The organism is Halalkalicoccus sp. CGA53, assembly GCF_036429475.1.
GTDB lineage: Archaea > Halobacteriota > Halobacteria > Halobacteriales > Halalkalicoccaceae > Natronorarus > Natronorarus salvus.
Genome location: NZ_CP144125.1, coordinates 922514 through 934854, shown reverse-complemented (window position 1 = coordinate 934854; position 12341 = coordinate 922514). Strand labels below are relative to the sequence as shown.

General features: G+C 67.3%; 11 protein-coding genes. 6 read left to right on the top strand and 5 right to left on the bottom strand.

Features of this window, described 5'->3' with window-relative positions:
- Positions 1–29 precede the first annotated feature (29 nt).
- Together V2L32_RS06070 and V2L32_RS06065 are read right to left on the bottom strand one after the other, a co-directional pair.
- The gene (locus tag V2L32_RS06070; protein WP_331235583.1) at positions 30–2060 is read right to left on the bottom strand and encodes a hypothetical protein; all 2031 of its coding nucleotides are present in this window, start codon (positions 2058–2060) and stop codon (positions 30–32) included.
- Entirely contained in the window at positions 2053–2847 is a 795-nt protein-coding gene (locus V2L32_RS06065) for a polysaccharide deacetylase family protein (protein ID WP_331235582.1), read from the bottom strand. Before V2L32_RS06065 ends, V2L32_RS06070 begins: the two co-directional genes overlap by 8 nt.
- A gap of 231 nt (positions 2848–3078) precedes the next feature.
- Between V2L32_RS06065 and V2L32_RS06060 the strand changes: the two genes are divergently transcribed.
- Together V2L32_RS06060 and V2L32_RS06055 are read left to right on the top strand one after the other, a co-directional pair.
- Positions 3079–4062, top strand: a complete 984-nt coding sequence (locus tag V2L32_RS06060) for a glycosyltransferase family 2 protein (protein WP_331235581.1) — start codon at positions 3079–3081, stop codon at positions 4060–4062.
- 132 nt (positions 4063–4194) lie between these two features.
- Entirely contained in the window at positions 4195–5328 is a 1134-nt protein-coding gene (locus tag V2L32_RS06055) for a polysaccharide deacetylase family protein (protein WP_331235580.1), read from the top strand.
- Between the two features lie 35 nt (positions 5329–5363).
- Here the strand turns inward: V2L32_RS06055 and V2L32_RS06050 are convergent, their stop codons facing one another.
- The 3 genes from V2L32_RS06050 to V2L32_RS06040 all read right to left on the bottom strand — a co-directional run bounded on the left by V2L32_RS06050 (position 5364) and on the right by V2L32_RS06040 (position 8323).
- Positions 5364–6281 carry a glycosyltransferase gene (locus V2L32_RS06050; protein WP_331235579.1) on the bottom strand — a complete coding sequence of 306 codons (918 nt, stop codon included), beginning with the start codon at positions 6279–6281 and terminating at the stop codon, positions 5364–5366.
- Positions 6278–7342 carry a DUF354 domain-containing protein gene (locus V2L32_RS06045; RefSeq protein ID WP_331235578.1) on the bottom strand — a complete coding sequence of 355 codons (1065 nt, stop codon included), beginning with the start codon at positions 7340–7342 and terminating at the stop codon, positions 6278–6280. Before V2L32_RS06045 ends, V2L32_RS06050 begins: the two co-directional genes overlap by 4 nt.
- A 159-nt stretch (positions 7343–7501) precedes the next feature.
- The gene (locus tag V2L32_RS06040; protein ID WP_331235577.1) at positions 7502–8323 is read right to left on the bottom strand and encodes a DapH/DapD/GlmU-related protein; all 822 of its coding nucleotides are present in this window, start codon (positions 8321–8323) and stop codon (positions 7502–7504) included.
- Positions 8324–8640: 317 nt separating this feature from the next.
- Between V2L32_RS06040 and V2L32_RS06035 the strand changes: the two genes are divergently transcribed.
- The 4 genes from V2L32_RS06035 (at position 8641) to V2L32_RS06020 (ending at position 12339) form a co-directional block, all read left to right on the top strand.
- Complete coding sequence (locus V2L32_RS06035) at positions 8641–9234, top strand: acyltransferase (protein WP_331235576.1); 594 nt, start codon at positions 8641–8643, stop codon at positions 9232–9234.
- Positions 9231–10523, top strand: a complete 1293-nt coding sequence (locus tag V2L32_RS06030; protein ID WP_331235575.1) for a nucleotide sugar dehydrogenase — start codon at positions 9231–9233, stop codon at positions 10521–10523. Before V2L32_RS06035 ends, V2L32_RS06030 begins: the two co-directional genes overlap by 4 nt.
- Before the next feature lie 3 nt (positions 10524–10526).
- Positions 10527–11489 carry a glycosyltransferase family 4 protein gene (locus V2L32_RS06025; RefSeq protein WP_331235574.1) on the top strand — a complete coding sequence of 321 codons (963 nt, stop codon included), beginning with the start codon at positions 10527–10529 and terminating at the stop codon, positions 11487–11489.
- Positions 11490–11772: 283 nt separating this feature from the next.
- Entirely contained in the window at positions 11773–12339 is a 567-nt protein-coding gene (locus V2L32_RS06020) for a DUF7344 domain-containing protein (RefSeq protein WP_331235573.1), read from the top strand.
- The last annotated feature ends 2 nt before the right edge of the window (positions 12340–12341 follow it).

Sequence of the window (12341 nt, the reverse complement as noted above, 5' to 3'; positions counted from 1 at the left end):
ATCTCACGTCGAACGAGCGCGAGCCGTCGCTACGGCTCGCCGTCGTCGATGGGGCCCTCCTCCTCGTCCTCGAGTTCGAGTTCCTCGGCCGCGGCCTCGGTGTCCCACGTCGCGACGCACATCGTCACCTCCCCGTTGTCGTAGGCGGAGTGGCGATCCGTCCCGCAGAGCTGGTCGCGGGAGAGGTCGTCGGTGACGGCCCTGCCCCACTCGTCCTGCGTGAACGCCGCGCCGTCCCCGAGGTAGTCGCGGTGGACGATCACGTCGTAGGCCATGGTCGTCTCGCCCTGCTGGGCTGCCTCCGCTCCGGCGGCGCCGAGCCGCGAGAAGACCGTGTTGTACGGGTGATCCGTGTAGATCCGTTCGCCCGCGGTCTCGTTGATCGTGATGATCTCGCCGCCGGTCTCGACCGCCGCGAGCTCGCTCGCGGTGTAGCTGTATCGGGTCTGGGTGTCCTCGAACGCCGGCTGGTCGATCGTGCCGTTCGAGCCGGCGAACGCTAGTCCGGGGAGGACGAGCGTCAGTACGAGCAGGATCGCGAACACCCCGGCCGGACGGACGGTCCGCGAGAGGTGTGCGATGCCGATCGCGCCCAGTACCGCCATCGGCGCGATCATGAACGCGTACCACCGCGAGGGGACGAACGTCCGCACCCCGGCGATCGGGAACGCGAAGACGAAGACGCACATGAGCACGACCGCCGAGGCGCACATGAACGTCGCGTGCGAGACGTTCCGCCGTCTGAGGATGAACAGACAGCCGACGACGGTGAGCAGGAACGGCACGAGGAAGGCGAGCGCGTCGAGGTAGACGACGAGGTCCTGAACGAACGTCGTCTCGAGCGGCGGAGCGTCGGGGTCGATCTCGCGGTCGCCCGCCGGGTCGAAGATCCCCTCGGCCTCGACGATCGAGCCGTAGAAGAAGGTGAACATGATCTCGAGGAACGTCGAGCCGTAGTGCGGCGTGAGCGACCACATGAACGTGAGGAAGCCGAGGTCGAACGCGAGCAGCCCCGTCAGGTTCGCCGAGTCCCGGGCGTTCGAGCGGACCTGGCTCACGTTCTGTCTCGGCGCGAGGAGGTCGAACTGGAGCGCGATGTGTGCGAGCAGCCCCGCGCCGGTCATGACGAGCACGATGAACGAGGAGATCTGGTGGGTGAGGATCGTCGCGATGCTCAACACGAGCAACAGCGTGAACGTGTGCAGCCCGGTGTCGACGTAGAGCAGGCGACAGAGCAGGTAGAGGATCGCGAGGAAGAACACCAGTCCCAGGGTGGTGGGGATGAGGTGGATCCCCCACTCGACGGCGTAGCCGCTCACCGCGTAGACCGCCGCGCCGAAGAGCGCCCACCGCGGGGCGACGAACAGCCGGGCTGCGAGGTAGACGAACGGGATCGCGAGCACCATCGCCAGCCCGATCGAGACGTGCGCGGCGCTCCGGACCGAGAGGTCGGCGAGCAGCGATGTGCCGACGATCAGCAGGTGAAACAGCGGCGAGGCGTAGTACTTGTTGTCCGCGATCGGCGCGAGCGAGCCGGCCTCGAGGATCGACGCCGAGTAGGTCGGAATGTGCGACCAGATGTCGATCCCGACGTAGCCGGGCATCGTCCGGAGCGCGACGATCCGGATGACGAACGCGAGCGCGAGGACCTGCGCGAGGACGAGCAACGGGGCGTAGTCGCGGTCGTCGACGAAGAGTATCTGTGCGAACAGCGCGACCCCGACGAGGATGGCGAGCGAGTAGAAGATTACCGACCGGCCGTTCTGGAGGAACCCGATCGCGACGAGCAGCGCCATCCCCAGGAGGACGACGCTCGGGAGCGCGCGGCCCGCCCAGAGCGGGAGCGTCGGGTAGGACTCGGTGTCCTCGTTCCGGACCGAGAGCAGGTAGAGTCCGGAGGCGATGCCGATCGCGACGGGGATCCCGACGACGTAGATGTTCGTGACGACGAGCCTGATCGGGAGCATCCCGACGGCGATGACGAGGCCGACGATCGCGCCGAGGACGTCGAATCGCTGGCGGTCGAGCCAGCCGTAGACGCCGCCTCGAACGCTAGCCATTCTGGCTCTCCGTACTCGCCGAGGGGGCCCCTCGGTGGTCGTACTGCTCGATGGTGTTCCGGTCGTGGATGAACTCGTCTTCGACGAATCGCGCTACGCGGTCGAACTGGTACTCGGTGGCCTCGTCGACGCGCTGGGCGAACGTCGCGTCCTCCGCACCCCAGAGGCCCGGGTGGGTCAGGACCTGGAGCGGCCCGCCGTCTGCCTCCGGCGGGGCGTCACGCCAGCGCTGGCTGGAGTCACCGGCGTACTGCACGTCGGTGAAGAATCGCCGCTCGTAGGTGCTCACGAACGAGTCGAACGAGCGCGAGAGGATCCACTCGGGCGGGCGGTGAAACGAAACAGCCGGGGAGGGCTCGGTGAACGCGGTGGTGAAGACCTCGCGTTCGGCCGCGACGCGGCCCTCGATCGCCCCGTCGCCGGGGTCCTCACCCCAGTACTGGTGGGTGCTGAAGTGGACGCCGACGTCGTGGCCCATCTCGAGGAGTTCTCGGATCACCAGCCGGTTCGGGCGGTGAAACGGATTGTACAGCGGGTTCGTGAGGAGGAAGAAGAAGGTCGACTCGATACCGAGGTCGGCCTCGATCCGGCCGACGTCGAGCGCCTTCGCGGGCGAGAGGTCGACGTCGTGTCTCACGACGAGATCGCCGTCGCCGAGCGGTTCGTCGTAGCTCGCCGGCGTGTACCCCGCCTCGAGCAGCCGCTCGAAGAAACGTTCGTACCAGTCGTAGGTGTACGCGACCGGGGAGACGTACCCCGTGGCCTCGTCGCGTGGTGGCGTCGTCATGGTGGACCAATCGTCGTCGCCGTTTCAGTTTCACACGCTCGCGTGCGCGGCGTCGTTGATCCTTACTCGGGGAGAGGGCTATTTTATTATCTCGAAAGTAATCCGCCCGGGTGCCCGCCTCGTCGTCCCGGACGTTCGACTCGCTCGGCCGACGAGTCGGCCGTCCGGCCGAACTATCCCCTCCATAACAAAGCCCTGAAGGTGGCGAGTGACGCCTACTCGAGTACAACTATGTTCAACGGGAAGACGATCGCCGCAGTCGTGCCGGCGTACAACGAAGAGCCCCACATCGGAGCGGTGATCGACACCCTCCCAGCGTGTATCGACCGCGCGTACGTCATCGACGACGGCTCGACCGACGACACCTGGGCCGAGATCGAAGCACACGCGGCGCGGGTGAACGAACGCCGAGAGGAGGGCGACGAGACCGCGGAGATCGTCCCGATCAAACACGTGAAGAACCGCGGCGTGGGTGGCGCGATCAAGACGGGATACCAGCACGCGTACGAGGACGGGATGGAGGTGACAGCGGTGATCGCGGGCGACGGCCAGGCCGAGCCCGACATCGTCGAACGGATGATCGCGCCGGTCGCCGAGGGCCGGGCGGACTACTCGAAGGGCAACCGCCTGCTCGGGCGACAGCGCCGCGACATGCCGCTCTTTCGACAGATCGGGAACTTCACCCTCTCGCTGCTGACGAAGATCGCGAGCGGCTACTGGAAGGTGATGGACCCCCAGAACGGCTCGACGGCCATCTCCTACGAGGCGCTCGACCGACTCGACCTGGACGAACTCTACGAGGACTTCGGCTTCGCGAACGACCTGCTCGTCCGGCTGAACGCGCGCGGGCTCACGGTCGCGGATGTCCCCCGACGGGCGGTCTACAAGGACGAGACGAGCCACATCAAGTACGAGACGTTCATCCCGAAGGTCTCCGTGCTCCTGCTTCGTGACTTCCTCTGGCGGCTCCGCGTGAAGTACCTCGTCCGGGACTTCCACCCGTTGACGTTCTTCTACTACGTCGGGGCCGCGACGGCCGGCGGCGGCCTCCTCGCGGGTCTGAAATCCGTCGTCTCCCCGGAGTCGGGCACCTCCCGCGGGACCGCGGCGCTCCTGTTCGCGGTCGGCTGGCTGTTCATGCTGCTCGCGATGGTCTTCGACCTGAAGGAGAACGAGGAGCTGCAGGTGCTGCTCTACGACGAGTTCGACGACTGATGGGGACTCGACGCCGGCGATCACCGGCGTGGACCGACGATCCTCCCCGGGAGGCGAGGACCGGCTCCGTGGTACCGGCCCACACTCTTATCCGGCGCATAAGTATACTCGAACCGTGAATAAGGTCTGGAAATGCGTAGCGTAGCAGGGCGGACGACGACACGTCGTGGGTTCCTCGCGGCGGCCGGCGCGGGCGCGGTCGCACTCGGGTCTACGGTGCCGGCGGCGGCCGAGGGGGACGGGATGGTCGTCTTCGTCTACGACGACAGCCCGGTAGAGGACTACACCGAGACCTACGAGGTTCACCAGGAGTACGACGCGCCGGGCTGTATCGCGGCCTGTCCGGGGCTGATGAACTCCTCGGAGCAGTGGATGGCCGACGACCAGCTCGCGGAGATGTACGAGGACGGCTGGGAGGTCCAAGCGCACACGATCGACCACCGGAACCTGGGCGAGGTGGAGCTGACGGGGGCGGTGAGCGAGGGCGAGATGGAGCTGCCGGTCGCGTCGAACCTCCAGGGACGGTTCGAGGGCGACCCGCTCGTGGTCTTCGACGGCGAGAGCGAGGTCGAGGCGACGGTCGCGGACCGCGACGGCGGGGGCGACGCCCAGTACATCGTGCTGGAGGAGGGGATCGGGGCCTCGTTCGAGGCGGGTGCGACCGTGCGCTACACCGACGAGTTCACCGACGGGATCCTCACCGACTCGAAGGCGATGCTCGAGGAGGCGATCGGTGCGGAGGGCGTCGTTACAGGCCACGTCCACACGTACGACCGCTCGCAGGGCTACGTCGGCGAGGCCGTCGGCGAGTTCTTCGACGCGGTTCCGAACGCGCGGGGGAGCGGTAACGGGCTGCTCCCCGACACGAACGTCGACCCGCTCGCGCTCTCGCGACAGTACTACGAGACCGACTACATGGCCGAGGAGGAGATCGACACGTTCATGGCCTCGATCGCGAACGAGCCGGACTTCGGGATCCTCGCCGGTCACAGTCAGTTCGAGACCTTACCCACCGAACGCGTCGACCTCGCGCTCTCGCTCGCCGAGGAGCACGGGGTTCGCGTCGTCACCCTCCAAGAGGCGCTGGCGGAGTTCGGCGTGATGGAGGTGCCGACGCCGCCGACGCCCACACCGACACCGACTCCCACCTCCACCGAGAACGAGAGCGACGACGACGCTGGATCGAGGGACGACAACGACGACGAGGGCGAGTCGATGAGCCTCTTCGAGCGGATCCTCGCGTTCCTCCGGTCGCTGTTCGGCTGATCCGAAGGGCCCGCTTCGGTGAGCCTCTTCACCCCTTATCCCCGCGCGAGCACGCGTTCGTAGAGCGAGAGTAGCGCCTCGCTCGTCTCCTCGACGCTCGCCGGGTCGTAGACCTCACGCCCGTCGGATCGCTCGCCGGAGACGAACACCTCCGCCAGCCGCGCGACGATCTCGTCCTCGCCCTCGCAGACGTACGAGTGCGAGACGCCGTCGAGCACCTCACGGACGAAGCCGACGTCGGTGGAGACGACGGGTAGGTTACACGCCAACGCCTCCTTCACGACCATCGGACCGCTCTCGTAGCGGGAGGTGACGAGCAGCGCGTCGCTGGCGTTCATGACGAGCGGCATCTCCTCGTACGGTCGTCCGGAGACGGTCCGGAGCTCGACGTCGAGTCCAAGTCGGTCGACCGCACGTCGGGCGAGCGGGTAGTCCTTCACCGCCCGTTCGGTGTCGTAGGGAAAGAGGACGATCCTGGCATCGGGGTCCCAGCCGAGTTGTTCGCGGGCGTCTCGTCTCGGGATCGGTCGGAACAGCCCGGTGTCGATCCCGAACGGGATCAGCTCCGACGGCGTCGGCAGTCGCTCCTGCATCTCCCGGGTGGGAACTACCGTCGCGCTCGCGTACCGGGCGGAGAACTCGCTGATCCGTCTGAGCCGGTCGAGCCCGCCGACGAGCTCGGAACCCCACAGCGAGAGCACGACGGGTCGGGGCTGGGCGAGGCCGAACGGCCCGAGCAGCCCGTAGTGGGCGTGGACAAGGTCGACGGGGCCGAGCGCTCCCCGGAGCACCGATGGGTAGAAACGGAGGTAGTCCCTCGGCGAGCGTCGCCCCTCGTGCCGACGCGAGCCAGGGACCGAGAGCACCATCGGCTCGACGCCGAGATCGGAGAGCGCCTCGACCTGCTGGTCGAAGAAGGAGGGCCGGTCGTTGACGAGGTAGAGCACCCTCATGGTACCGGGATCGAGATCGGTTTCACGCTCTCTTCCTCACCCACCTCGAGGAGGGTGTCGACGACGAACCCCGTGACGTCGATCCGGTCTCCGAGCAGTCGGTCGCGGCGGGCGGACCAGTCGGCCGTCAGCGAGCCGTCGAGGATCGAGACGGCACGTTCGAGCCCGCGCTCGTGGCGGTCCGGCCCCTGGAAGTTCGACAGCAGGCCGTACTTCCAGTCGAGTTCGTCGGTGTAGCCCATCGAGAGCGTGTTGACGTAGACCGCGGGCGTTCCCAGCACCGCGCTCTCGGCGGCCATCGTCGCGCCCTCACCCACGAAGCAGTCCGCGTACGCGAGCAGATCGTGCGCGCGGTGGGGTGCGACACTCATCCGGCGGTCGGAGAGCTCTGCAGGGAGCGGGATCTCCGAGGTAACGACGACGCGCGCGCCGGTGTCCTCGATCCGCTCGACGACCTCTCTCACGTTCGAGAAACCGCCCTGGCCGACGTCGTGTGAGGAGTCCCACGAACTCACGCGGAGGACGACGAACCGCTCCTCCGGGTCGAAACCGGCGTCGGCGAGAACGCCCGGATCCGGTTCGAACCGGTCCGGGTGGAGGTAGGCGAGTTCGTGGTAGCCCGGATACCGACGCTGTTTCTGCCCGATGTCGTAGCCGAAACACTCGGGTGTGCAGATCACGTCCGCGAACGGCGCGGTGAGCGTGTTGACGATCGTCGCGTGCTCTGTGTCCGTGAACGCGACGCTCTTCGCGCCGACGAGAGCCGCGGCGTGGGCGACCGAGACCCCGCCGATGCAGGTCAGTACGTCGGGGTCGAAGCGCTTCGCGTGGCGGTAGATCAGCCGCTCGTACGTGAACTGCGTGCGGGCGAGCGAGGCGAGCGAGGTGATCTCACCGACCAGAACGGTGTACTCGATCCCGTAGGTCTCGAGCAGGTCGACCGCGACCTCGTTCTCCCTGACGAGCACGCGGACCTCGTGGCCCTCGCGTTCGAACTCGTCGATCGCGTGTCTGTAGAAGTGGACGTGCGCGGGGTGCTGGATCGTAACGATGACCCTCACGGTCGCCACACCTCCCGATACGTCCGCGGCGGTCGTCGCCCGGCTGAGGCGGGCGACGCTGTCGGAGTGGGCTCCGGCATGGTCTTCTCGTCGGATACCCACCCGCGGGGGATAAATAAGTGCCAGATAACCCGTCGGTCGCGAGCGGCGGGCAAGCGTTCAGTCGCCGCCGAGCACCTTCGCCGGGGTCCCCACCGCCGTCGCACCCTCGGGGATGTCCGAGAGCACCGCGGCGTTCATGCCGATCTCGGCGTCGGCGCCGATGCTCGTGTGGTTCGCGACCGAGACGTGCGGATGGATCCGCGCCCGGTCGCCGATCTCGACGCTCCCCGAGAGGCTACAGAACTGGTTGATCCGCGCGCGCTCGCCGATCACGACGTTGTGCCCGATATGACAGAGGTTGTGGAGCTTCGTCCCCCGCCCGATCACGGTCTCGGTGAAGGCCGCCCGGTCGATCACGGAGTTCGGTCCGATTCGGACGTCGTCCTCGATCCTGACCCCACCCTGGTGGATCATGTTGTGGAGTTCGCCCTCGCGGTCGGGCTGGAAGCCGAACCCGGGCGTGCCGATCACCGTCCCCGCGTCGATCTCGCACCGGTCCCCGATCGTGACGTCCGCGCCGATCCTGACGAAGGGGCCGACGACGGTCCGATCGCCGATCTCGGCGGAGTCGGCGACGATCGCGGTCGGGTGTATCCGCGTCTCCTCGACCCTGGGTACGAAGAACTCGTTCGCGACGGCGATGAAGTCCTTTCGCGGTCGGGAAGAGCGGATCGTCGTCCCAGGGGCGTCGAGTGACGTGGGACAGATGACGGCGCCCGCGTCGGAGGCCTCGACGAGCGCCGGGTCGTCGTACTTGCAGAAGGCGAGCTCCGACGGACCCGCCCGGTCGAGCGACTCGACCCCGGCGACCCGGACCGGTGGACCGACGTGTTCGACGCCGAGAAACGCGGCGATCTCGGTCGACTCGACGCCGGTCATTCGACGTTCCCCGCTGGGAAGGCGTTCGGAGAGGAGACGACGGGTCGATCGTGGCGAGTGAACCCGACCGGTACGGGTCCGCGGGCGAACGCACGGGACATGGCCACGCTCGGCCCGGAACGAGCTTTATTATGCAGGAGGTATCCCGAGACGCCCGGATCGGGCACGACTTACGCACTCTATAGCAAAACCACCACGGAGCGACGAACGACCATGACACGTGCCGAGGCGTCGTCGCGAGCCGACAGGGCGTCACGCGGACCCAGGGGACCCGACCGAACCGAACGCGAGTCACCGTCGATCGAGAGTTGGGAGCCGTGACGGCCGAGACACGCGTCGAACTCGGTGCCGACGCGACGATCGACGAGCCGGAGCTCGTCGGCTACCCCTACCGGGAGGACGCGGAGCCGACGGTGATCGGCGACCGGGCGTACATCCGCCGCGGGACGATCGTCTACGCGGACTGCGCGATCGGCGACGACTTCACCACCGGTCACGACGCGCTCGTCCGCGAGAACACCGTCGTCGGCGACGACGTGCTCGTCGGCACGAAGACCGTCATCGACGGGACGACCGAGATCGGCTCGTACGTGAGCCTCCAGACCGGCGTCTACGTTCCGACCCACACGACGATCGGGGACAACGTCTTCGTCGGACCTCGTGCGGTCTTCACGAACGACCCGTTTCCGGTTCGTCGCGACGCCGAGCTGGTCGGCCCGACGATCGAGGACGGCGCCTCGATCGGCGCGAACGCGACGCTGCTCCCCGGCGTGACCGTCGGCGAGGACGCCTTCGTCGCTGCCGGGGCGGTCGTCACCCGGGACGTCCCACCGGATACGCTCGCGCTCGGCGTCCCCGCAGTACACCGCCCGCTTCCAGAGACGCTTTCGGAGAGGAATACCCTCGCATGACCCAGGACACACCCACGATCTGTATCGTCGGCCTCGGCTACGTCGGACTGCCGCTCGCCGCGGCGTTCGACGACGAAGGCTGTACCGTCATCGGCTTCGACGTCGATCAGTCGAAGATCGACGTGCTCTCCTCGGGGAGAGACCCGACCGGCGAGATCGGCGACGAGGTCGTCGAGTCGGGCTCGATCGAGTTCACCGCCGACCCGACGCCGATCGAACGCGCCGAGTACGTGATCGTCACCGTCCCGACCCCGGTCGACGGGCTGAAGAACCCGAACCTCGACTTCGTCGAGGCCGCCGGGCGAACCGTCGGCGAGCACCTGGCCGCGGGCGCGACCGTCGTCCTCGAGTCGACCGTCTACCCGGGCGTCACCCGCGACGTGCTCGTTCCCGCGATCGAGGAGAGCTCCTCGATGACCGCAGGCGAGGAGTTCTTCGTCGGCTACTCGCCCGAGCGGATGTCCCCCGGCGACGCCGGACGCGGCCTGCGCGAGGTGAAGAAGATCGTGAGCGCCGACAGCGAGGAGACGCTCGCCGACCTCGCCGAGCTCTACGAACGGATCGTCGACGCCGGCGTCTACCGCGCGTCGAACCTCGAGACTGCGGAGGCCGCGAAGGTGCTCGAGAACGTCCAGCGGGACATGAACATCGCGCTCGTGAACGAGCTCGCGATCATCTGCGAGCACATGGACCTCGACACGCGCGCGGTGATCGACGCCGCCGCCTCGAAGTGGAACTTCCACCGGTACGAGCCGGGCCTCGTCGGCGGCCACTGCATCCCGGTCGACCCGCTCTACCTCGTCCACGGCTCCGAGCGCGCCGGTTTCTCGCCGAAACTCATCCTCCAGGCCCGTGAGATCAACGAGTACATGCCGAAACACGTCGCCGAGGTGACGCTGAAGGCGCTGAACCAGTCCGGAAAGGTACTGAAGGGGAGCCGGCTGCTCGTCCTCGGCCTCTCGTACAAGCCGAACGTCGGCGACCTCCGTACCTCCGAGATCGGCGGCGTCATCGCCGCGCTCGAGGAGTACGGCGTCGAGATCGCCGGTCACGACCCGGTCGCGAACCCGGACGCGGTCCGGTCGGCCTTCGGGATCGAGCCCCTCGCCGAACCGGAGTACGATGACGTCGACGGGATCGTCCTCGCCACCCCCCACGACGAGCTCCGGGAGATCGATTTCACCGACGTCGTCGACGAGCTCGGAAGCGACCCGGTGTTGATCGACGTGAAGGGTGTCCTCGACCGCGAGGAGATGACCGACGCGGGCTACGAGTACCGACGGCTCTGACCGGTGAACACAGAGATCGCGGCGGACGGTTGGGTCGACCCGTCTGTCGGAGCGGGGCTCCGGGTGCTCCACGTCGCGCCGGCGCGACGGTCGTTCTTCGACCAGCAGATCCGGGTCCTCGAGGAGCACGGCGTCGAGTGTACGGTGCTGACGCCTCGCGGGGAGGGTGGCCTCCGCTCGCACGCGGGGTTCTACCGCCGGGTACTCGACGCCGGCGTGGACCGATACGACCTCGTCCACGTGAGCTACGGCCCGCTCGCGCCGTTCGGCCTCGCCCAGCCGACGCGACCGGTCGTCCTCACGCTGTGGGGCACCGAGTTCGCCGGTCGGTCGCCGTGGCTCGACCGCGCGACCGCGGCCGGAATACGCTACAGCGACGCCGTGATCGTCCCCTCCGTCACCGTCGGTAGGGAGCTCTCGCGGCGCCACGACGTAGTCCCGTTCGGGATCGACACCGAGCTGTTCCGACCGATCCCGAGACGAGACGCCCGCGAACAACTCGGCTGGGACCCCGATGCCAGGATCGTCCTCTTTCCCTACGACCCGAAGCGACCCGTGAAGGACCACGACCGGGCGCGTCGAGTCGTGAGTCGGCTCGACCTCGACCCGGTGCCGGAGCTGAAGACGGTCTGTGGGCGGCCGTACGAGGAGATGCCGCTCGTCATGAACGCCAGCGACGTCGTGCTGATCACCTCCCGCTACGAGAGCGGCCCCGTGGTCGTGAAGGAGGCCGCCGCCTGTAACGTCCCGGTCGTCTCCACCGACGTCGGCTTCGCCCGCGAGGTGCTCAGGGACGTCGAGAACAGCTACGTCGTCGACGGGGAGGACGGACTCGTGGCCGGCGTGGAGGCCGCTCTGGACGGGGATCGGCGTTCGACCGGGCGGGCAGTCGTCGGGGATTTCGAGCTCAGCCGGATGGCCGAGGAGCTCCTCTCGGTCTACGACCGCGTCGTTAGCGATCGGTGATACGTTCGGCTTCGGTACGGACCTCATCTGTTCGCGTATAAACGAGAACAGTTCGGTTAACCCGTGATATCCGGTGATTACCTGTCTATTTAGTGACTGTTAATCGGTGCATATCGCGGTTTTCGGCCGTGTTCGAGTCGGAGATCCAGCGAGTAGGGTACGAGGTCCGAACGGTACGCTTCACACGAGGGAAACAGCTAGAAAATCGGAGTGGTAACGGTATGAAACTACGCGGAAAGACTGCCACATTATTATATCCCCGGTGAGAGGGTAGGGATAGACGATGTCGACACTGGATACGGGGGAGGCGGTCGAAGACGAGGAGGCGTCAGAACCGGCGGCCTCGCTCTCGAAAGACGATACGTTTCACATCCTGCAAAACGAGCGACGGCGGCGGGTGCTGGCCTACCTCGCCGACACGGACGGGCCGGTAGACATGCGCGATATCGCTGAGCAGGTCGCCGCCTGGGAGCACGACACGACGGTCCAGCAGCTCAGCTCCGATCAGCGCCAGCGCGTCTACATCGCGCTGTATCAGTCACACCTTCCCAAACTGGCCGACTTCGGCCTGATCCACTACAACCGAAGCCGCGGGATCGTCGAACGAACCCCGCTGGCCGACGAGGTCACCGCGTACCTCCTCAACGACACGGCCGCCGACGCGGACGATGACGCCCCCGCGCGCGAGGAGTGGCTGCGTTACTACACGGCCGTCACGGGGCTGAGCGCGGTCGCGGTCGTCGCGGTCTGGGCCGGTCTCGTTCCGCTGATCTCCGGGGTCGGTGTGGCGGTCGCCGTCACCGTCGCCTACGGCGTGCTGACGCTGGCTCTCGCCCTCGACGTGCTCTGATC

What these genes read in the sequence shown, in the direction of transcription:
- V2L32_RS06020 (WP_331235573.1), top strand. Translation starts at nt 11,773, where the DNA reads ATGTCGACACTGGATACGGGGGAGGCGGTCGAAGACGAGGAGGCGTCA.
- V2L32_RS06050 (WP_331235579.1), bottom strand. Translation starts at nt 6,281, where the DNA reads ATGAGGGTGCTCTACCTCGTCAACGACCGGCCCTCCTTCTTCGACCAG.
- V2L32_RS06065 (WP_331235582.1), bottom strand. Translation starts at nt 2,847, where the DNA reads ATGACGACGCCACCACGCGACGAGGCCACGGGGTACGTCTCCCCGGTC.
- V2L32_RS06060 (WP_331235581.1), top strand. Translation starts at nt 3,079, where the DNA reads ATGTTCAACGGGAAGACGATCGCCGCAGTCGTGCCGGCGTACAACGAA.
- V2L32_RS06055 (WP_331235580.1), top strand. Translation starts at nt 4,195, where the DNA reads ATGCGTAGCGTAGCAGGGCGGACGACGACACGTCGTGGGTTCCTCGCG.
- V2L32_RS06040 (WP_331235577.1), bottom strand. Translation starts at nt 8,323, where the DNA reads ATGACCGGCGTCGAGTCGACCGAGATCGCCGCGTTTCTCGGCGTCGAA.
- V2L32_RS06030 (WP_331235575.1), top strand. Translation starts at nt 9,231, where the DNA reads ATGACCCAGGACACACCCACGATCTGTATCGTCGGCCTCGGCTACGTC.
- V2L32_RS06070 (WP_331235583.1), bottom strand. Translation starts at nt 2,060, where the DNA reads ATGGCTAGCGTTCGAGGCGGCGTCTACGGCTGGCTCGACCGCCAGCGA.